This is a genomic window from Streptomyces sp. NPDC048473, assembly GCF_043200155.1.
In the GTDB taxonomy this organism is placed as follows: Bacteria; Actinomycetota; Actinomycetes; order Streptomycetales; family Streptomycetaceae; genus Streptomyces.
The window spans coordinates 99115-118805 of record NZ_JBICXE010000006.1 but is presented as its reverse complement, the minus strand read 5'-3'; the positions used below and the strand labels follow the sequence as shown (position 1 = coordinate 118805).

Genomic DNA, 19691 nt, shown 5'->3' with positions numbered 1-19691 from the left:
GAACAGGCTCCTTGACGGTCGGCAGCAGGGATCGGGCAGGGGCGGAAGGTCAGAACTGCAGGGACTTGGTCTGGAGGTACTCGGCCAGCCCGTGCGAACCGAGCTCGCGGCCGACGCCGGACTGCTTGTATCCGCCGAACGGGGCGAGCGGGTTGAACCGGCCGCCGTTGATGTCGACCTGTCCGGTGTCCATCCGGCGCGCGAACGCCACCGCCTCGGCGTCGTCGCCCGCCCAGACCGCTCCCGCGAGCCCGTACACGGTGCCGTTGGCGATGCGCAGGGCGTCGTCCTCGTCCTCGTAGCGGATGATCGAGACGACGGGGCCGAAGATCTCCTCCTGGGCGATGGTCATCTCCGGGGTGACGTCGGCGAACACAGTGGGGCTGACGAAGTAGCCCTGCTCGCGCGGGGCTTCGGGGCCACCCGCGACCAGGCGCGCGCCCTCCGCCACGCCCTTCTCGATGTAGCCGCGCACCCGCGTGTGCTGCTTGGCGTTGACGAGGGGGCCGATGCGGTCGCCGTACTTGGCGGCGGCCTCCGCGGCGAGCGCGACCGCCTCGTCGTACTGGGAGGTGTGCACGAGCATGCGGGTCCAGGCGCTGCACGTCTGGCCGGAGTTGCCCATGACGTTTGCGATGCCGACGCCGACGGCCTTGGCGAGGTCCGCGCTCGGCAGGATGACATTGGCGGACTTGCCGCCCAGTTCGAGGGCGACGCGCTTGACGGCCGCGCCGGCCGTGGCACCGATCTGCTTGCCGACAGCGGTGGAGCCGGTGAAGGAGACCAGGTCGACGCCCTCGTGCTCGGCCAGCGCCTGTCCCGCGACCGGGCCGAGGCCGGTGACCAGGTTGAACACGCCCGCGGGGATGCCCGCTTCGTGGACGGCCTCCGCGAAGAGCTGGGCGGTCAGCGGGGTGTCCTCGGCTGGCTTGAGGACGACCGTGCAGCCGGCCGCGAGCGCGGGGGCGACCTTGGCGACGATCTGGTGCAGCGGGTAGTTCCACGGCGTGATCGCGCCGACGACACCGACCGGTTCGGCGTAGACGGTGGAGTTGCCGACCTTCTCCTCGAAGGCGTACGACGCGGCGAGTCCGGCGTACGAGCCGGCCACCAGGATCGGCACGCCCGCGTGCACCATCCGCGAGAACGGCAGCGGGGCGCCGAGTTCGGCGGTGACCGTCGCGGCGATCTCGTCCTTGCGGGCGACGAGGACGTCGCGCAGGGCGGTGATCCTCGCGGCGCGCTCGGCGGGCGGGGTCGCCGCCCAGGCGGGGAATGCCTCGCGCGCGGCGGACACGGCGGCGTCGACGTCGTCGGCGGTGCCTGCCGGGACATGGGCGATGACCTGTTCGTCCGCCGGATCGACCACCGCGATCGTGTCCGTGCCCGCGGCGGCCCGCCACTCGCCGCCGATGTACATCCCGTCGTGGGCCTTCATCGCATTCCTCCCGGGGTGCCGTGGCTACGGCGTAGTCGTCCGCGCCCCAAACTAGCGCTGTTAGTTTTTGGGCGCCAGGGGCCTTCCCCATGGCTCCCGTCACGGTGTCACGCCAGGCGCCGGAAGTCCGCCCGCCCTGGCCGGTAATACGCCAGTAACGGCCTCCTCCTAGCGTCCGGGACCAGCCCGCCCACCCCGTACTTCCCCTCGTAGTTACGGGTACGGAGCGGGCTCCCCCGTACCCGTCCAGGAGGAGCACTCCATGCACCTGCCCCGATCCCCCCGGCGCAGATCCGCCGCGTGGGCGGCGGCCGCGATCACGGCGGCGGCCGTGCTCATCGGCCCGGCCCCCGCTCCGCTCAGGATGGCGCGGACACCGCCGGGCTGAGCGCCCCGGAGGGTGTCCGTCAGCTGGTGACCGCTCGCCTGGCGCGGCTCGGGCCTGCGGCACGCCGGGTCGTCGAGGCTGTCTCCGTGGCGGGCGGCGGGGCCGCGCTGAGCGAGATCCTGGATGTGGCGGAGCACGGCCTGCATCCGCCGCTCTCGTCCGCCGAGGCGACGGATGCCGTGGACGCGGCGGTCGCCGCCTCGGTGGTGGCGGAACGGCCGGTGGTGGTCGGCGGCCGGCCGCTGCCCGGCCTCGCGTTCCGCCACCCGCTGGTGCGGCTGACCTGTTACGACGGGCTGTCCGCCGCCCGCCGCCGGCAGTTGCACTCGGCGTACGCGGAGGCGGTGCTGAGGCGGCGCCCGGATGCCGTCGACACACTGGCCTCGCATCTGACCCGGGCCGACGACCCGCGGGCCACCCGGTACCTGCGGCAGGCCGCCGAACGCGCCGCGGCTCTCTGCGCCAATGACACCGCCGACCGCTACTACGCCGAACTGACCGCCCGGCTCGACGCGCTGGCCGCCGATGCGGCACAGGCCCGGATCGACCGGGGAGCCGTCCTGCGCCGGATGGCCCGGTACCAGGAGGCGGCCACCGTACTGCGCGAGGCGCTGGCGGACATGGTCCGGCGCGGCGACGAGGACGGCCAGGTGCTGGCCGCGGCCCGGCTGACCGAGGTGCTGGCGAAGCATCGCGGCACCGACGAGGGCGAGGAACTGCTGCGTACCTATCCGCCGGGCCCGCACACCCCGCCGCCCACCACCGCGACGCACCATCTGGCGGCAGCGGTCGTGCGGTTCGTGGGCGGCCGGTACGAGTCCGCGCACGCCTCGGCCCGCAGGGCGCAGGAGGCCGCCGAGGCCGTGCGGGGCAGCGAACGCCGGGGGCTGCCGGCCAGGTCCCTGGGGAGCCAGGCGACCGCGCTCGGCCTCGCGGGCCGGTTCGCGCAGGCCCGCGTGGCAGCCGATCTGGCACTGCCGCATGCCGAGGCGTACGGGGATCAGGAGCTGCTGGTCACCATCCTCTCCGTGCTGCGGGAGCATGCGCGCCGGTCCGGCCTGCTCGGCGAAGCGGTCTCCATCGGCCGGCAGGCACTGAGCCTGGCCGAGCACACCGGCGATCCGACGACGGTGGCCTTCGAGCGCGTCAATCTGGCCGAACTGCATCTGCTGCTGCGCGAGTTCGCCGAGGCGCGGGAACATGCCGAGGCGGCTGTCCGGGACGCAGAACCGAGCCCTGCCTGGTGCACGCCGTACGCCCTGGCCGCGCTGGCCAGGGCCCGGATCAGAACGGGTGAGCCCGGCGCGGCCGAACTGCTGGCGCGGGCCGGGCGGACCGCCGAGGCGCAGCGCGACCGGCAGGCCGTGCACGAGGTGCGCACGGCGGAGGCCGAGCGCCTGGTGCGCGAGGGGCGCCCGCAGGAGGCCCTCACCCTGCTGGCCGACGACAGCGACCCGTCAGCCACCCCGCTGCTCGCCTGGGCGGAACTGCTGTCGGGGCACCCGGACCGGGCAAAGCGGCGGGCGGCGGCCGAGGCGGTGCGCGCGGAGCGGGTCGGCGAGCGGCTGTCGGAGACCGATTCCCGTACGGTGCATGCGGCCGCGCTCGCGGCGCTGGGCCGGGAGGCGGCGGCACAGGAGGAGTTCGGGCGGGCGGCGGCCCTGGCGAGGGAACTCCCTTATCCCGCAGGGGCGTTCGCGGTGGACGAGGCCGCCGGGGCGGACTGGGCCGCCGCCCGTTCCCGATTCCCCGGCTGACCGTCGGTCCGGGCGGCCGTTGTCAGCCGAGCTCCGCGGGCTCCGTGCCGGGGTGCTCGAACTGGGTGCGGTACAGCTCCTCGTACCGGCCGCCGGCCGCGAGGAGTTCTTCGTGGGTGCCCCGCTCCACGATCTGCCCGTTCTCCACGACGAGGATGAGGTCGGCCGCCCGTACGGTGGAGAGCCGGTGGGCGATCACGACTGCCGTACGTCCGGCGAGCGCTTCGGTGAGCGCCTCCTGGACGGCCGCCTCGGAGGTGTTGTCCAGGTGGGCGGTGGCCTCGTCGAGGATGACGACGCGCTGGCGGGCCAGGAGCAGCCGGGCGATGGTCAGCCGCTGGCGTTCGCCGCCGGAGAGGCGGTAGCCGCGTTCGCCGACGACGGTGTCGAGCCCGTCGGGCAGCGAGGCGACCAGGCCGTCCAGGCGTGAGCGGCGCAGCGCGTCCCAGAGGTCCTCCTCGGTGGCTTCCGGCCGGGCGAGCAGGAGGTTGGCGCGGACCGACTCGTGGAAGAGGTGGCCGTCCTGGGTGACCATGCCGAGGGTGTCGCGCAGGGTGTCGGCGGACAGATCGCGTACGTCGATGCCGCCGATGCGTACGGAACCCTCGTCCGTGTCGTACAGGCGCGGCAGCAGTTGCGCGATGGTCGACTTGCCCGCGCCGGACGAGCCGACGAGTGCCACCGTCCGGCCGGGTTCGGCGCGGAAGGAGACCCCGCGCAGTACTTCGCTGCCGCCGCGGGTGTCGAGGGTCGCGACGTCTTCGAGCGAGGCGAGGGAGACCTTGTCGGCGGACGGGTAGGCGAAGCGTACGTCGTCGAATTCCACGGACACCGGCCCTTCCGGGACCGCCCGTGCGTCCGGCTTCTGGTCGATGAGCGGCTTGAGGTCGAGGACCTCGAAGACCCGCTCGAAGCTGACGAGGGCGCTCATCACCTCGACGCGGGCCCCGGCGAGGGCGGTGAGCGGCGCGTACAGCCGGGTCAGCAGCAGGGCCAGGGCGACGACCGCGCCCGCGTCCAGCTGCCCGCGCAGCGCGTAGAACCCGCCGAGCCCGTAGACCAGGGCGAGCGCCAGCGCGGACACGAGGGTGAGGGCGGTGATGAACGCGGACTGGGCCATGGCCGTGCGTACCCCGATGTCGCGCACCCTGCCCGCTCTGGCGGCGAATTCGGCGGACTCGTCGGCGGGCCGGCCGAAGAGCTTGATCAGCGTGGCACCGGGCGCGGAGAAACGCTCGGTCATCCGGGTCCCCATCGCGGCGTTGTGGGCCGCCGCTTCCCGCTGGAGCCTCGCCATCCGCGTGCCCATGCGGCGTGCGGGCAGCACGAACACCGGCAGCAGCACGAGCGCGAGTGCGGTGATCTGCCAGGAGATGGAGAGCATGACGGCGAGGGTGAGGAGCAGCGTCACGATGTTGCTGACGACACCGGAGAGTGTGTTGCTGAACGCGCGCTGGGCTCCGATGACGTCGTTGTTGAGGCGGCTGACGAGCGCGCCGGTGCGGGTGCGGGTGAAGAACGCGATCGGCATGCGCTGCACATGGTCGAAGACGGCGGTGCGCAGATCGAGGATCAGCCCTTCGCCGAGGTTCGCCGAGAGCCAGCGGCCGACCAGACCGAGTGCCGCCTCCACGACGGCGATCACGGCGATGAGCAGGGACAGCCGTGTGACGGTGCCCCCGTCCTCGCCGGCCACGATCGCGTTCACGACGCGGCCGGCGAGGACGGGGGTGGCGACCGCGAGCAGCGCCGTCGCCACGCTCAGGATCAGGAACAGGGCGACCCGGCGCCGGTGCGGACGGGCGAACGCGGCGATGCGCCGCAGGATGGCTCGGTCGAAGGGGCGTCGGTCCGCTTGTGCGTTCATGACGTTGTGGAGCTGCGTCCACGCGGTGGCTTCCATGCTCATGGAAGGAACGTACGACCTCCAGTGGACTTGAGGTCAACGCCAGGGTCCGATCGGTGCTCCTGAACGTCGAGACCCGGGATGTCCTTCGGCAGTGGGCAGATCCGGCGGCCGTAGTGGTCGAAGACATACAGATGCGCGAGGTCGACCAGGAGCGGGACCTGTCCGCCGGTACGCAGCCGCATGTCGGGGCCGGTACGGACGACGAGGTCGGCGGCCGTGATCGCGGGGCGGTCCGGGCTGTGCATGGCGTTCGGGCCGCTGTCCGGGCCGGGCTCGTCGAGGGCGACGACGGGGCCGCTGATGTGCCCGGTGGCACGCTCCTTGAGCAGGAATTGTCAGGTGCGGTTGCGGTCGACGGGGCGCTGTCGGGGCCGGGGCGCCGGCACGGCCGGGGCCGCTTCGGCGTTTCGGGCGCACCCGCCGCGTACCCCCAGCCCTGCCGCCGCGAGCAGGAGCGCGCCGAGCATGACGAACGGCGCCGCGGTGCCCGCCACTCCGGCGATGAGACCGGCGGACGCGGGGGCCGCGACCTGACCCAGGCGGTTTCCGGTCAGCCGGAGGGCGAGTGCGGTGGAGCGGGCTTCGGGCGGGGCGGCCTGGACGACGGTGGTCATCGACAGCGGCTGGCCGACCCCGAGACAGAAGCCGAGCACGGCAAGCATCACGGCCAGCGCCGCTACGGGTACGGGCAGGGCGATGCCCGCGCAGAGCATTCCGGCCAGCAGACAGGTCGTGGCGAGCAGCGCTGTGCGGCCGAGGACGCGGAGCATCGGGGTCATCACCAGGCGGCAGGCGATGGTGGCGGCGGCGCGGAGGCTGAGCAGCAGCCCGATGGTGGCGGGGGCGATCCCCCGGTGCTCGCCGACGACGGGCAGATACGCGGTGAGGATGTCGGTCGCGGAGAGCACGGCGAGGCTGATGAAGATCCCGGCCGGGACCCCGCGGGCACCCAGGATGCGGCCGACGGGGACCTTGGTGGCCGGGTCCGCGCGGCGGGTCGTGGGCGCGGACCGGTGCTCGATGCGCCAGAGCGAGACGAAGGAGACGGTGGCGACGGCCGCCGAGACGATCAGGGCGAGTGCGCTCGTACGGGCCATGGCACCGTCCCGCTCGGAGATCACATACCCGGCGGCGACCGGGCCGATGAGCTGGCCGAGGGAGGCGCCGATGGTGAAGTGCCCGAAGTTGCGGTCCTGTTCGGCCGGGGCGGACTGCCGGGCGACGATCGACTGGGCGCCGATGACGAAGCAGAGATGGCCGAGCCCCATCACACCGCTCCAGGCCGCCATCGCCGTCAGCGATTCCGCCCTGCCGCTGAGGGCGCAGCCGCCCGCGATCAGAACGACGCCGATGGGCAGCAGGGGCGCGCACCGGCCGTGGTCGGTCCTGCGCCCGAGCGGGACGGCGGCGAAGAGCGGCAGGAGCGCGTACACCCCCGTGATCACACCGATGGCGCGCTCGTCCGCACCGAGCGAGAGAGCCCGGTAGGAGACGGCGGGCCGCGCCATCGACACCGCCCCCTGCGCGAAGGCGAAGGCGATGACGAGGCGCAGCAGCCAGCTCCTGCCGGGCTCTTGTGTACGGGTCACGGTCAGATGATGCCGAAGAGGAGTCCGGCGCAGAGCACCACCAGTGAGGTGAGCGCGGCCCACTTGACGGTGAACCTGGTGTGGTCGCCGAACTCGACCTTTGCCATGCCGACGAGGACGTAGACGGCCGGGACCAGCGGGGACGACATGTGCAGGGGCTGGCCGACCAGGGAGGCGCGGGCGATCTCCAGCGGGGAGACACCGTGGGCGGCACCGGCTTCGGCGAGCACGGGGACGACGCCGAAGTAGAAGCCGTCGTTGGACATGAAGTACGTCAGCGGGATGCTCAGGATGCCGGTGACGATGGCCATGTGCGGGCCCATGCCGTCGGGGATCGCGCCGACGAGCCAGTCGGCCATGTGGTCGACCATGCCGGTGCCGGAGAGGACGCCGGTGAAGACGGCGGCTGCGAAGACCATGCCGGAGACATTGAGGACGTTGTCGGCGTGGGCGGCGATACGGGCCCGCTGGTCGGGCATGTGGGGGAAGTTGACGGTGAGGACGAGGGCCGCGCCGAGCAGGAAGAGCACCGGGATCGGCATCAGTTCCATGATCATCGCGGTGAGCAGGGCGACGGTGATGCCCGCGTTGAACCAGTAGAGCTTGGGGCGCAGGGTGGCGCGGTCCGGGTCCAGTCCCTTGAAGCCCTCGTCCGCGTCCGCTTCGGCTTCGTCGCCGTCCGCGCCTGTGCCCGTACCGGTTTCGCTTCCGGTTCCGCCGGAGCTCTTGCGGGTACGGTCGCTGCCGCCGCCCGCCCCGACGAGAACCGTCTCCGACTCCGTGACCGTCTCGGTGGCCAGCACCTCGTCGAGGGTGAGCGTGCCGAGCCGCTTGCGCTCGCGCCGGCCCAGCACGACGGCCAGGAGCAGGACGGCGACCAGTCCGACGCCGAGCGCCGGGATCATCGGGACGAAGATGTCGCCCGCGTCCAGCTTGAGCGCGGTGGCGGCGCGGGCGGTGGGGCCGCCCCAGGGGAGGGTGTTCATGACGCCGTTCGCCGTGGCGGCGACACCGGTCATCACGACCAGGCTCATCTTGAGGCGCTTGTAGAGCGGGTACATCGCCGAGACGGTGATCATGAAGGTGGTGGAGCCGTCGCCGTCGAGCGAGACGATCGCCGCGAGCACCGCCGTACCGATGACGATCCGCATCGGGTCGGCCTTGCAGAAGCGCAGGATGCCCCGCACGATCGGGTCGAAGAGGCCGACGTCGATCATCACACCGAAGTAGACGATGGCGAACATCAGCATCGCGGCGGTCGGGGCCAGATTGCCGACGCCCTCGATGACGTAGTCGCCGAGCTTCGCGCCCTTCCCGACGGCGACGCAGAACAGTGCGGGGATCAGGACCAGCGCCGCGATCGGCGACATCTTCTTCATCATGATCAGGACCAGGAAGGTCGCAATCATGGCAAAGCCGAGGATTGTCAGCATATGGGATACCTATTCGCTCACCCTTGAACTCCCACCGGAGTCGGCGGTGCGGATGACGTTAGGGCGCGCCTCCCAGCGTTAACAAGATGTTGACATGCGAGCAATACGAGCAAAACCCCAGGTCAACGCGTGGATCATGCGAGGGGCACAACCGACGGCACCCCCGGAGCCACGGTGTCGGGCGTCGCGGCGGGTGTCACCGTCACCGGGATGCCGTTGAGCACGGCCGTGCCGGAGAGCGGGTCGAGCCGGGTGCCGTCCAGGAGCTGGTTGACGTTGACGCCGGGGCGGGCGGCGGCGACGGACAGCCGGGTGCCGGGGCGGTTGTGTCCCCACCCGTGCGGGAGGCTCACCACTCCGGTGCGTACGCCCTCCGTGAGCTCGACCGGGGCGGTGAGTGAGCCGCCGTCCGATGCGACCGTGGCCAGGCCGCCGTCCGTCAGTCCGAGCCGGGCCGCGTCGGCGGGGTGGATCTGCAGGGTGCAGACGTTCGAGCCGCCGCTCAGCTCGGCGATGTTGTGCATCCAGCTGTTGTTGGAGCGCAGATGGCGGCGTCCGATGAGGAGAAGCGCGTTGGGACCGAGCCGGTCGGCCAGGGCGTGGCGGAGCCTCGGCAGATCGGCGGCTATCGGTGCGGGGAGGAGTTCGATGCGTCCGCTGCGGGTGGTGAGGACCTCGGGGATCCGGGGCCGGAGCGGGCCGAGATCGATACCGTGCGGGTGGGCGAGCAGCCGCTCCAGGGTGAGACCGTCGGGGTCGGTGCCGAAGCCTTCGCCGTACGGGCCGAGGCGGAGCATCAGGTCGAGGCGGCGTTCGGGTCCGGTGCGGCCGGTGAGGGCGGCGGCGAGCCCGTCGGGGGTGCGGCCGTGCACGGGCGAGTGCGGGTCGGCGACGGCCCTGGTCAGCATCCGGTCGATGACCAGGGCATCGACGGCGGACGGGTCTGTGCCGTGCATCCCGGAGACGGCGAGGACGAGCCGGGCGAGGATCTCGCTCTCGTCGAGCAGACCGTCGTCGAGGGGGACGGCGGGGCGGGTGTAACGGACCTGGTTGTGCACGGCGAAGGCGTTGAACGCGAAGTCGAAGTGGGCGCTCTGCGAGGGCGGCGGCGGGGGCAGCACCACGTGTGCGTGGCATGAGGTCTCGTTGAGGTACGGGTCCACGCTGACCATGAAGTCGAGCCCGCCGAGGGCCCGGTCGAGTCGGTCGCCGTCGGGTGCGGACAGTACGGGGTTGGCGGCGAGGACGATCAGCGCGCGGATCCGGCCCTCCCCCGGCGTCTCGATCTCCTCGGCCAGCGCGGAGACGGGCAGTTCACCCTTGGCCTCGGGGTGTCCGGAGACCCGGCTCGCCCAGCGCCCGAGGGCAAAGCCCTTGCCGGGGGCGGCGGGGCGGGGAGCGCGGGCGGTGGCGGAGAGCGGGAAGAGCGCACCGCCGGGGCGGTCGAGGTTGCCGGTGAGAATGTTGAGGACGTCGACCAGCCAGCTGGCCAGGGTGCCGTGTTCGACGGTGCAGCTGCCGATGCGCCCATAGACGGCGGCGGTGGGGGCTGCGGCGAGTTCGCGGGCGATCGCACGGATGGTCGCGGCATCCACGTCGCACGCTTCGGCGACCGCCTCGGGCGTGAACTCCCTTACCGCTTCCGCTGCTTCGTCGATCCCTTCGAGATGGCCGGCGAGCGCGCCGGGGTCGGTGAGCTTCTCCTCGAAAAGTACGTGGGTGAGTGCGGCGAGGAGGAGGGCGTCGGTGCCGGGGCGGATGGCGACATGCCGGTCGGCGAGGCGGGCGGTGCGGGTGCGGCGGGGGTCGACGACGGTGAGGGTGCCGCCGCGTCGGCGCAGCGCCTTGAGCTTGCCGGGGAAGTCGGGGGCGGTGCAGAGACTGCCGTTGGATTCGAGGGGGTTGGCGCCGAGGAGGAGCAGATGGTCGGTGCGGTCGAGGTCGGGCACCGGGATGGCGTTCGGGTCGCCGAAGAGCAGTCCGCTGGAGACGTGCTTGGGCATCTGGTCGAGGGTGCTCGCGGTGAACAGGGCGCGCGTACGGAGGGCGGAGAGCAGGGCGGACGGGTAGAGCGCGCCGGCCATGGTGTGCACGTTCGGGTTGCCGAGGACGACACCGACGGCCTGCTGCCCGTGCTCGTCGGCCAGTGCGGGCAGGGCGCGGGCGATCGCGTCGAACGCCTCGCTCCAGCTCGCCTCCGTCAGGACGCCGTCCCGGCGGACGAGCGGGGTGCGCAGCCGGTCCGGGTCGGCGTCGAGCCCGCCTATGGACGCGCCTTTGGGGCAGATGAAGCCGCGGCTGAAGACATCGTCCCGGTCACCCCGGGCGCCGGTGATCGAGGTTCCCTCGATGGTGAGGGTGAGTCCGCAGGTGGCCTCACAGAGGGGGCAGATGCGCAGGGCGGTGCGGGAGCTGCTGGGGTCGTGCGACATGGGCCCTCCCCGGGGCGGCGACAGCGGTGGCGCGCGTACGTGGGCAAGCACGCCGAGCATACCGACCGGTACGCATGGTGGGGAGGTGTTGTCGTGACGATATTGCCGGGGCCGTGGGACGGGGCTCGGGGCGGTTCGGGGGACGGACCGTGGGACGGGGCCCGGGGCGGTTCGGGGGACGGACCGTGGGACGGGGCCCGCGCGGTCAGTCCAGGACTTGTGCGAGGTAGGCCCGGAGCAGGACGCGGGTCTCGGTGACGATGGCCCGGTCACCCGACGGGTCGGCACGGAAGGCGAGTTGGAGGAGGGCGTCGGCGGCCTCGACACAGACCAGGATCGTCCGGAGCAGATCCTCGTCGGGGGCGCGGCCGAGGTGCCCGGAGAGCAGTTCGGTGAGCCGGCCGGCGACCCGGTGGTTGGCGTCGCCGGCCGGGTCGTCCTCGGGGGCCGGAGCGCCGAAGTCGACGAGGGCGAAGCCGGCCACGGAGCGCTTCATCGCCAGGTATTCGTCCAGGACGGCATCGATGGCGCTGCGCCAGTCGGCGGCCGGGATGGCGGCGAGGCGGGCGGTGATGCGTTCGGCGTAGCTGTCCAGGTTGCGCCGGGCGAGCGCATCGGTCAGCGCGCGCTTGTTGGAGAAGAACCGGTAGACGGAGCCGATGGGGACCTCGGCCCGGACGGCGACGGCCCGGGTGGAGAGCTGCTCGTAGCCGGTCTCGTCGAGGAGTTCGGCGCAGGCGTCGAGTATCCGGGCGAGGCGTTCGGCGCTGCGCTGCTGCACGGGGGCGCGGCGGAGGTTCGTGTTCGCATGGGGCACGGGCTCCATGATGCCGTGGGTCTCCTCTGCGGGCGGACGGTTGACCGGTCGGCACCGGCGCGATCGTCATGCAATGAGCAGGGACAGTCCGCCGATGGTGTACGTGATCATCAGGACCAGCAGCGGGAGTTGCCCCGCGACGGCGCGGCCGGGCGGGAAGAGGCGTACGGACCTGTCGTGGGCGGCGATGACGCCGAGTACGTGGCCGAGGACGATCGTGGCGACCTGGAGCGTGGCGACGCCGCCCGGCCCCAGGGGCGGCTCGGGCGGGACGGGATTGTCAGTGCCGGATGCCACCATGACTGTGCGTGGCCCTTCGGTGACAAAGAGCGTGAAGTAGTGGGCGATGAGATAGCCGAGGGCGATCGGGACGAGTGAGTGCGCGAAGGCGGTGAGGGGGTGGCGGAGTTGACCGGAGATCAACCGGGCGGCGCCGGCGCAGAGGGCATAGAGGGTGGCGACGAGGACGACGGCGCCCAGGAGTCCGAGCGTGGCCGTGGTGGTGCGGCCCAGGGATGAGGTCTGGACGGTGGTGATCCAGGAGGGGGCGTCGGAGAAGCCGTCGTAGGCGGTGGAGCCGAGCATGACGCAGACGGTGGCGACGAGTCCGGGGGTCTGCGGGGTGGCGTCGAGTCCGTTGAACGGGGAGCGGAGTACGAGGCGGCGGTCGGCGGGGCGGCGGCCGAGCGGGGAGAGCCTGGCGAGCAGCCCCGAGTAGACCTCGAAGGCATCTGCCCGGTCGAACCATCCGGCGCCGTGGCGGGCGGCGCCTGCGAGGTGGACGGCGGCGTAGAGGGAGAGGAAGAGGAGGAGGGCGGTGGTCGATGCGGGGTCGGGGGCGACGAGTTCGAGCCAGGTGAAGGCGAGCAGCCCGGCCGCGGCGGGCCAGAGCCCGAGGCGTACGGGAAGGGGGTGGCCCGCGGAGGGGTCACGGCCGAGTGCGCGGCAGACAAGGAGGTGGACGGTGCGCAGCGGGTTGAGGAGTCGCCAGACGGGGCCGAGAAGGAGTGAGGCGGGGACGAGCCCGACCCAGAGGAGTACGTAGACGGCGCCGGGGGCCGGGTTGCGGTCCGGGTCCTGCGGACCGAGGAGGAGGTGGAGCGTGACGAACAGGGCGGCGGCCAGCCCGATTATGCGCACGGCGATACGGGTGGGGCGGGCGTCGGCGAGGCGCTGGACGGCGGCCGGGAGCGGGCGGCCTGCCCGGTCGCCGCGGAATCGGGAGGTGGACCAGAGCAGGCCGAGCGCGAGAAAGGAGACGAAGAGCGCGGCGAAGGCTCCGGCGAAGGCGTAGAAGGGGGACAGCGGAAGGTCGTGCTGGGCGCCGATGCCATGGGCGAGGACGCTCACCGTACGACGAGCTGGGTCAGGAGCAGGTCGGACTCATGTGTCTCGACCTCGAAGAGCCCGGTGCGGTCGGCGGTGAAGGAGAGGGTGACGGTCTTTCCTGCGGGCAGCCGGGCCTCCTTGTCGTAGCCGTGGACGTGGAGGGTGTCGGCGCGGTCGCTGCGGACCCGTAGTTCGATGATCCGGCCCTTCTTGATCTCGGTGCGGCCGGGGGTGGGGCGGACCCTGCCGTGGGAGACGACGATCTCCAGGGTCGTGTCGGGCCGGGGTGTTTCTGGTTGGTGCGCCGCGGGGGCGGTGGGCTGTGCAGAGGCGGAGGCGGAGGCCGTGGCGAGGGAGGTGGTGGCCTGGATCGGGGCGGAGTTCACCGCCCAGGCGGTGTGGTCGTCGGCGTAGAGCCGGGCGGTGAGGCCGGTGCCGCCGCCGGCGCTGCGGACGAGGGAGGCGGGGAGGTGGTACCAGGAGCCGTAGACGCGGGCGAGGGGGTGGCCGTCGAGGAACAGCCGGGCGTGGCCGCGCCCGAGGAGAGCGGCGCCGCCCACGCTGTCCGGGGTGAACCGGAAGTTCCTTACGGAGAGATGGACGTTCCAGCCGTCCTCGGAGTCCGGCCGGACGGCGACCGTCACCGCGGGGGCGCCCTCGGCGTCGACCTGGCGCAGCCGGTGGCCGGAGCCGTCGTCGTCGGCGAGGAGCCGGCCGACGCTGCCGCTGGCCTGTTCATGGCTGGTGCCGGGTTTGTGGTGGGTGGTGGCCCGCCCGCCACAGGCGCTCGCACCGAACACGAGGGCGCCTGCGGTGAGCATGGTGACGGCTGCGACGCCCGGCCGGGCGGGCCGCAGTTGCGTACGGGAACGCTTCACGATGCGTCTCCTTCCGGGGCAGGGGCGGGTGCCGGGGCCGGGGCTGGTGCCGGGGTGGCAACCGCGTCCACGCCCGTACCCGAGGCAGGGCCCTCCTCCGGCGCACCCCGTTCGCCCTGCGCACCCCGTTCGCCGTGCCGGGCCGCGGCCACCACGGCCCACACCACCCAGATCACGCCGAGCAGTCCACGCACCCAGGCCGGGCTGAGCGGAATCCACGGGATCATGAACACGGCCTTGTCGACCGCGTCGAGCAGGGTGAGCGCGCCCAGGACCACCGTGGTCCAGCCCAGCCAGGGCCGTTCGCCCCGCAGCACCAGCCCGGTCCCGGTCCACCACACCCCGGTCAGCAGCAGTGCCAGCGCGGGCACATAGGAGGAGGCCAGCCCCATGGTCGATCCGGCCACATCCAGCCCCAGGCCGATCGCGCCGAGCGCCGTGACCGCCGTGGCCACCCTGCTGCCACGCAGTCTGCGCCACCACAGCACCCCGCCGACCAGCGCGAGCACCACCGCGACCGCCAGCGCCACCTGTACCTCGATGCGCTCGATGCCGCGTGCTCCGTACCAGTCGCAGCCGGCCGGCAGCCGTCGCGCCTGCACGTTGTAGTCGGCGCAGACCAGCAGTTGGGCGAGTTTGACCGGTTCGCCGACGAGCCGGTCGGTGCGTCCGGACACGGCGCCGCGCTCGGATCCGCAGGTGGGCAGGGCGCGCGGGGAGGAAGGACCGGCGTCCGACTGCCAGCAGTTGCCGTCGCCCTGGCCGTCCCACCACACGTCGGTGCGGTTGGGCCGGGAGTTGCCCGCCTTGTCCGTACCGAGGTGGTTGCCCGCGTACCGGTTGTGGTGGGAGGTGTCGGTCTGCTTGGACAGCGCGTTCTCGCCGCGGATGAAGGCGGGGACCGCCGTGAGGAAGAAGGCGGCGCGCTTCTGCCCGTAGATCCAGTTGTTCTCGTACAGGTTCCAGTTGCCGCCCGCGGTGATGATGCCGGTGCCCGGCGGCATGGAGATCTGCGGGCAGACGACCCCGTCCTCATAACCCCGGTCCACGGGCGGCTTGGCGCAGGTGCCGTCGGCGACGTACGGGTAGTAGTCGGCGTTGTTGTCGTGGATCAGATTGCGTTCGAAGCGGGCGTGGTTCTGCGGCAGCCCGGGGTGGCCGGGGAAGGCGCTGTCCATCGAGGCGCCGCCCATGTTGTGGTCGAACTCGTTGTCGTGGACATAGACGGAGTCGCCGGCGGTGCCGGAGTAACCGACCATGTTGTGGTGGCTGCGGCAGCCGGTGATCTCGATCGAGTAGCGCGGGACCTTGTAGCCGTACGCGTCGTTGATGTCCGACGCGCTGCCGGGGTAGATGCCGGAGTCGCCGTTTCCGTACGACTCGCAGTTCTTGTACAGCCCGTGGTCGCCGGCGAAGGTCAAAAAGCCGTACTCGTCGTTCCACCGGGTGAGGACGTCGTCGATGACGAAGCCGTCCTGGGCAAGGACGTAGAGCGAGTTGAAGGTGGTGCGCTGGGCGGTGAAGTTCTTGAAGTAGATGCCGTCGGAGCCGTCCGCGCGGATCGCGTTGAGCTTCTGGTACTTGGCGTCGATGACGACATCCGTGCGCTCGGCGCCCGTCCCCTCGATCTGGAGGTTCTTCTTGCCGAGGATCGCCACCAGGTTCTGGTTGTGCGGGCATTGCGTCTGCTGCGCGTAGGACAGGATCTGGTAGCCGAGCTTGGAGTTGGGCGCCTTCAGCCGGGCGCACCGACCCGCCGGCTTGGGCAGTGAGGGCTCCTCCTCGTACAGGCCGGGCAGGATCGCGATGTTCATGCCGGGCCTGCCGGCCGCGTCGACGGCCTGTTGCAGATGGCGGTAGCCGGACTTCAGGCACCGGTCGAACAGCTTCAAGTTCCGGGCCCGCAGCCCGTCCGGGAAGCCGGATATGCGGCGCTCGAAATCCGCCCGGTCGCTCTTGCAGACCAGCAGATCCGGTTCGCCGGTGCGGTACACGGGGACACTGCCGGTTCCGTCGGGCAGGGTGACCGGTCGTTCCTCGTGCGCCTGGGCGGCCGGAGCCGCGAGGAGGGCGACGGCGAGCGCCGCCAGGATCACCAGAAGTCTTCGTGTCCACGACATGTGCGGGAGAGTAGAGCATTGTTCAACTTTTGGAACCCCCCTGTGCACCACGAATGCCGTTGACGCGCCTCGATCCGATTCCTACGGTTGTCCATAGGATTCCTTCGGCACCGGGAGCGCACATGAGCGGCATCGAGCAGGCGAGGAAGACGGCGGAAGGGCTTGAGCATTCCGCCGGTTTCGGTAATCAACACAGCTCGGAGGCGGTGCCGGGGGCGCTGCCGCACGGCCGCAACTCGCCTCAGCGCGCGCCCCTCGGGCTCTACGCGGAGCAGCTGAGCGGCTCGGCCTTCACCGAACCGCGGGTGCACAACCGCCGTTCCTGGCTCTACCGGATCCGCCCGTCGGCCGCTCATCCCCCGTTCGCCCGCATCGACAACGGCGCGATCCGCACCGCCCCGTTCACCGAATCCGTGCCCGACCCCAACCGGCTGCGCTGGGATCCGCTCCCCGAGCCCGCGGCCGGGACGGACTTCCTGGCCGGTCTGTGGACCCTCGGCGGCAACGGCGACGCGACACAGCGCACCGGCATGGCCGTGCACCTCTACCACGCCGACTCCTCCATGACCGACCGGGTGTTCAGCGACTCGGACGGCGAGCTGCTGATCGTCCCGGAGCGGGGCGGCCTGCTGCTCCGTACCGAACTGGGGCTGCTGCGCGCCGAACCGGGGCACATCGCACTGATCCCGCGCGGCGTCCGTTTCCGCGTGGAGCTGCTGGATGCCACCGCCCGCGGCTATGTCTGCGAGAACTACGGCCAGCCGTTCGCCCTCCCCGACCTCGGCCCGATCGGCGCCAACGGCCTGGCGAACGCCCGGGACTTCCTCGCCCCCGTCGCTGCGTACGAGGACGACGACCGCCCGGTGGAGGTGGTCAACAAGTTCTGCGGGAACCTCTGGTCCGCGACCTATGACCACTCGCCGCTCGATGTGGTCGCCTGGCACGGCAACCACACTCCGTACGTCTACGACCTGCACCGTTTCAATGTCATCGGCTCGATCAGCTACGACCATCCCGACCCGTCGATCTTCACGGTGCTGACGTCGCCGTCCGACACCCCCGGTCTGGCCGGCGTCGACTTCGTCGTCTTCGCACCGCGCTGGCTGGTCGGCGAGGACACCTTCCGGCCGCCGTACTTCCACCGCAATGTGATGAGCGAGTACATGGGCCTGATCGAGGGCGCCTACGACGCGAAGACGGCCGGCAAGGGCGGCTTCGTCCCGGGCGGCGGCTCGCTCCACAACATGATGTCGGCGCACGGCCCGGACCGGGAGACCTTCGACCGGGCGAGCGAGGCTGAGCTGAAGCCGCAGAAGATCGACGACGGTCTCGCCTTCATGTTCGAGACCCGCTGGCCGGTGACGACGACCGGGCAGGCGGCGGGCGCCGGCCATCTGCAGCGTGGCTACGACGACGTGTGGCAGGGTCTGAGCCGCAACTTCAGGCCGTAGGCAACGACGCCACTCCTCGGCCCCCGCGTCGTCGCGTCCGCTGTGTCGCAGTACGGAGAGACCAGGTGACCCAGGTGCCTCAGATGCCCAAGATGTCCCAGGGGCATGCCTTCGCCCCCGATTCGCTGGTCCTGAACCGCAAACTGCCGCTGTGGTACCAGGTCTCGCAGTCGTTGCGCGCCTCGATACTGGGCCGCGCCAAGGACGCATCGGCGCGGCTGCCGACCGAGGAACAGCTCGCCGCGCACTACGGCGTCAGCGTCCTGACGATGCGCCAGGCGCTCAAGGAGCTGGAGACGGAAGGGCTGATCAGCAGGCACCGGCGGCGCGGCACCTTCATCGAGCCGCGCGCCCGCCGGGTGTCACCGGTCCGGCTGCTGGGCTCGATCGATGCGATCGTGGCCCAGCAGTCGGGCGAGCGGGCCGTGGTCCTCGGCCATGGTCCGGTCGCCGTGCCGGGAGACCTCACCGAGTACTTCCCCGACTGCGCGGAAGTCGTCAGCTACCGCCGGCTGCGTCGCGACGGGGAGAGCGACGAGCCCACCAACTGGGCGGAGAACGCAGTGCATCCCGAGGTCGCGGCCCGGCTCGATGTGGCCGATCTCGAACGCTGGCCGATGACCAAGGTGCTGCGCGACCGGGTCGGCGTCCGGATCGCGCGCATCACCGACACGGTCGAGGCGCGCCTCGCCGACCCGGCCACCGCCGAACTCCTCCAGGTGCCGCTGCTGAGCCCGATCCTGTTCTACACGGGCGTGACGTACGACGAGAGCGGCCGGGTGGTGGATGTGGCGCAGATTCGCTACCGGGGCGACCGGTTCTCCTTCTCGGTCACCGTGGAAGCGCACTGACGGCCCGCCTCCGGCGCCGTTACGATGCCGGAGGCGGCGTGGCGACGGGGAGGACGACACGGTGGCAGCACGGGCGGCGGCCGGAGCCGGCGGGGACGACGACATCCCGCTGCTCGACGACCTCATGCCATGGTCCGTACGGCCTCTGCGGACCGGGCGCTCCTGGGTGACCGCCCCGGATGCCGGTTCGCTCAAGGCCCGTTGGGAGCGGCTGGTTCGGGCGGAGGCCGCCGAGTGCGAGCGGCTGTTCCGGCCCACCCGCCTCCGTACTCCACAGACCCCGGTGGCAGCACTTCCCGGACAGGCCACCGGCACCGGCCGGTTCGCCCGGGAGAGCGGCCCGTGCCCCGAGCCGGTACGGATCCTGCACGGCCCGTTCGACGAGCAGTGGCTGCTCCCCGACCACCGGTTGATCGATGCCGCCCGCCCCGAGCTGTGGCGGGTCGCCGACGGGCACCAGCTCTTCGCCGTCGAGCACGGTTACGTGCCCCAGGACACCGGCCCCGCCCTCTCCGTGACGGCGCTGCTGCCGGACGGTCACTCCCCCGCCGGCCGGCCGGGCCGGATCCGGCCGCTGTACCGGCGCCCCGGCGGTCTCGAACCCAATCTGACCCCCGGACTGCTCGCGCTGCTGCGGTCCCGCCACGGGGATGCGGTCACCGACCGGTCCGTGCTGGCGTGGGCACTCGCGGCGGCCCGCCACTCCCCCGCCGGGTGCGTGGTACCGCTGCCCGCCGACACGGCGCGCTGGTCGGCGGGGGTGGAGCTGGGGCAGGAGTTGCTGCGGCTGCAGCTGCGCGGCGCCCGGGGTGGGGAGCGCCCGCGGCTGCCCGGTGGGCGGCGCCCCTATGTGCGGGCCGCGGTTCCGCCCGTACCGACCGCCTTGGAGTACGACCCTGACGACGAGACGCTGACACTGGGCACGGGCCGTATCTCGCCCGTGCCGGCCGGGGCATGGGAGTTCCGGGTGGGCGGGGTCCGGATGCTGGAGCTGTGGTTCGAGCGCCGTACGGCGGCGGCCGGAGCGCAGGACATGGACGGCCTGGAAGCGGTCAGGCCCCGGGCCTGGCCCCAGGAGTGGACCTCGGAGCTGCTGGAACTGATCACCGTGCTCGCCCTGCTCGACGCACTCCGGCCCCGTCAGGAGGGCCTGGCCGACGGCCCGCAGATCACGGCCGACGACCTCCGCGCGGCAGGCGTCCTGCCGGTCCCGGCCACGGCCCGGCGGCCCGCATCGGTGCTCGACCATCAGGAAGAGGGCCCCGACGGGCAGTTCGCGCTGCTGTGACGGTGCGCCCG

14 protein-coding genes and 1 pseudogene are annotated in these 19691 nt (G+C 72.0%); 5 read left to right on the top strand and 10 right to left on the bottom strand.

The window, feature by feature from the left end:
• Window positions 1–49: 49 nt before the first annotated feature.
• Window positions 50–1438 (bottom strand): aldehyde dehydrogenase family protein, encoded by a 1389-nt coding sequence (locus ACGFU7_RS12945; protein WP_393695095.1) that lies wholly within the window; start codon window positions 1436–1438, stop codon window positions 50–52.
• Window positions 1439–1700: 262 nt separating this feature from the next.
• Between ACGFU7_RS12945 and ACGFU7_RS12940 the strand changes: the two genes are divergently transcribed.
• Both ACGFU7_RS12940 and ACGFU7_RS12935 read left to right on the top strand, forming a co-directional pair.
• On the top strand, window positions 1701–1826 hold the full coding sequence (locus ACGFU7_RS12940; RefSeq protein ID WP_393695093.1) for a hypothetical protein: 126 nt from the start codon (window positions 1701–1703) through the stop codon (window positions 1824–1826).
• 26 nt (window positions 1827–1852) lie between these two features.
• Window positions 1853–3583, top strand: coding sequence for a hypothetical protein (locus ACGFU7_RS12935; RefSeq protein WP_393695091.1), 1731 nt, complete (start codon window positions 1853–1855; stop codon window positions 3581–3583).
• Window positions 3584–3605: 22 nt separating this feature from the next.
• Here ACGFU7_RS12935 and ACGFU7_RS12930 read toward each other — a convergent pair whose 3' ends face one another.
• From ACGFU7_RS12930 to ACGFU7_RS12890, 9 genes and pseudogenes are all read right to left on the bottom strand, one after another.
• A complete protein-coding gene (locus tag ACGFU7_RS12930; protein WP_393695089.1) occupies window positions 3606–5492 on the bottom strand; it encodes an ABC transporter ATP-binding protein in 1887 nt (628 codons plus the stop codon).
• Window positions 5489–5818, bottom strand: a pseudogene (locus ACGFU7_RS12925) (hypothetical protein); the annotation flags it as partial. The pseudogene ACGFU7_RS12925 and the gene ACGFU7_RS12930, both read right to left, overlap by 4 nt.
• A 9-nt stretch (window positions 5819–5827) precedes the next feature.
• A complete protein-coding gene (locus ACGFU7_RS12920; RefSeq protein WP_393695087.1) occupies window positions 5828–7081 on the bottom strand; it encodes an MFS transporter in 1254 nt (417 codons plus the stop codon).
• A gap of 2 nt (window positions 7082–7083) precedes the next feature.
• Entirely contained in the window at window positions 7084–8514 is a 1431-nt protein-coding gene (locus ACGFU7_RS12915; protein ID WP_393695085.1) for a CitMHS family transporter, read from the bottom strand.
• A 134-nt stretch (window positions 8515–8648) separates the two neighbouring features.
• Window positions 8649–10946, bottom strand: coding sequence for a molybdopterin-dependent oxidoreductase (locus tag ACGFU7_RS12910; RefSeq protein ID WP_393695083.1), 2298 nt, complete (start codon window positions 10944–10946; stop codon window positions 8649–8651).
• Window positions 10947–11151: 205 nt separating this feature from the next.
• A complete protein-coding gene (locus ACGFU7_RS12905) occupies window positions 11152–11772 on the bottom strand; it encodes a TetR/AcrR family transcriptional regulator (RefSeq protein WP_393695082.1) in 621 nt (206 codons plus the stop codon).
• Window positions 11773–11829: 57 nt separating this feature from the next.
• Window positions 11830–13113: a hypothetical protein gene (locus ACGFU7_RS12900; protein ID WP_393695081.1), complete on the bottom strand. Its 1284-nt coding sequence runs from the start codon at window positions 13111–13113 to the stop codon at window positions 11830–11832.
• On the bottom strand, window positions 13110–13913 hold the full coding sequence (locus tag ACGFU7_RS12895; protein WP_393695603.1) for a hypothetical protein: 804 nt from the start codon (window positions 13911–13913) through the stop codon (window positions 13110–13112). Before ACGFU7_RS12895 ends, ACGFU7_RS12900 begins: the two co-directional genes overlap by 4 nt.
• Window positions 13914–13966: 53 nt before the next feature.
• On the bottom strand, window positions 13967–16090 hold the full coding sequence (locus ACGFU7_RS12890) for a right-handed parallel beta-helix repeat-containing protein (RefSeq protein ID WP_393695080.1): 2124 nt from the start codon (window positions 16088–16090) through the stop codon (window positions 13967–13969).
• Between the two features lie 122 nt (window positions 16091–16212).
• Here ACGFU7_RS12890 and hmgA point away from each other — a divergent pair, with 122 nt between their 5' ends.
• From hmgA to ACGFU7_RS12875, 3 genes are all read left to right on the top strand, one after another.
• Window positions 16213–17541, top strand: coding sequence for a homogentisate 1,2-dioxygenase (gene hmgA, locus ACGFU7_RS12885; protein WP_393695079.1), 1329 nt, complete (start codon window positions 16213–16215; stop codon window positions 17539–17541).
• Window positions 17542–17624: 83 nt separating this feature from the next.
• Window positions 17625–18392 (top strand): GntR family transcriptional regulator, encoded by a 768-nt coding sequence (locus ACGFU7_RS12880; protein WP_393695077.1) that lies wholly within the window; start codon window positions 17625–17627, stop codon window positions 18390–18392.
• A gap of 61 nt (window positions 18393–18453) precedes the next feature.
• A complete protein-coding gene (locus tag ACGFU7_RS12875; protein WP_393695075.1) occupies window positions 18454–19680 on the top strand; it encodes a type ISP restriction/modification enzyme in 1227 nt (408 codons plus the stop codon).
• Window positions 19681–19691: the final 11 nt, after the last annotated feature.

Coding starts and splice junctions, on each gene's coding strand:
- ACGFU7_RS12945 (WP_393695095.1), bottom strand. CDS start 1,438: ATGAAGGCCCACGACGGGATGTACATCGGCGGCGAGTGGCGGGCCGCC.
- ACGFU7_RS12940 (WP_393695093.1), top strand. CDS start 1,701: ATGCACCTGCCCCGATCCCCCCGGCGCAGATCCGCCGCGTGGGCGGCG.
- ACGFU7_RS12930 (WP_393695089.1), bottom strand. CDS start 5,492: ATGAGCATGGAAGCCACCGCGTGGACGCAGCTCCACAACGTCATGAAC.
- ACGFU7_RS12915 (WP_393695085.1), bottom strand. CDS start 8,514: ATGCTGACAATCCTCGGCTTTGCCATGATTGCGACCTTCCTGGTCCTG.
- ACGFU7_RS12910 (WP_393695083.1), bottom strand. CDS start 10,946: ATGTCGCACGACCCCAGCAGCTCCCGCACCGCCCTGCGCATCTGCCCC.
- ACGFU7_RS12905 (WP_393695082.1), bottom strand. CDS start 11,772: ATGGAGCCCGTGCCCCATGCGAACACGAACCTCCGCCGCGCCCCCGTG.
- ACGFU7_RS12895 (WP_393695603.1), bottom strand. CDS start 13,913: ATGCTCACCGCAGGCGCCCTCGTGTTCGGTGCGAGCGCCTGTGGCGGG.
- ACGFU7_RS12890 (WP_393695080.1), bottom strand. CDS start 16,090: ATGTCGTGGACACGAAGACTTCTGGTGATCCTGGCGGCGCTCGCCGTC.
- hmgA (WP_393695079.1), top strand. CDS start 16,213: ATGAGCGGCATCGAGCAGGCGAGGAAGACGGCGGAAGGGCTTGAGCAT.
- ACGFU7_RS12880 (WP_393695077.1), top strand. CDS start 17,625: ATGCCCAAGATGTCCCAGGGGCATGCCTTCGCCCCCGATTCGCTGGTC.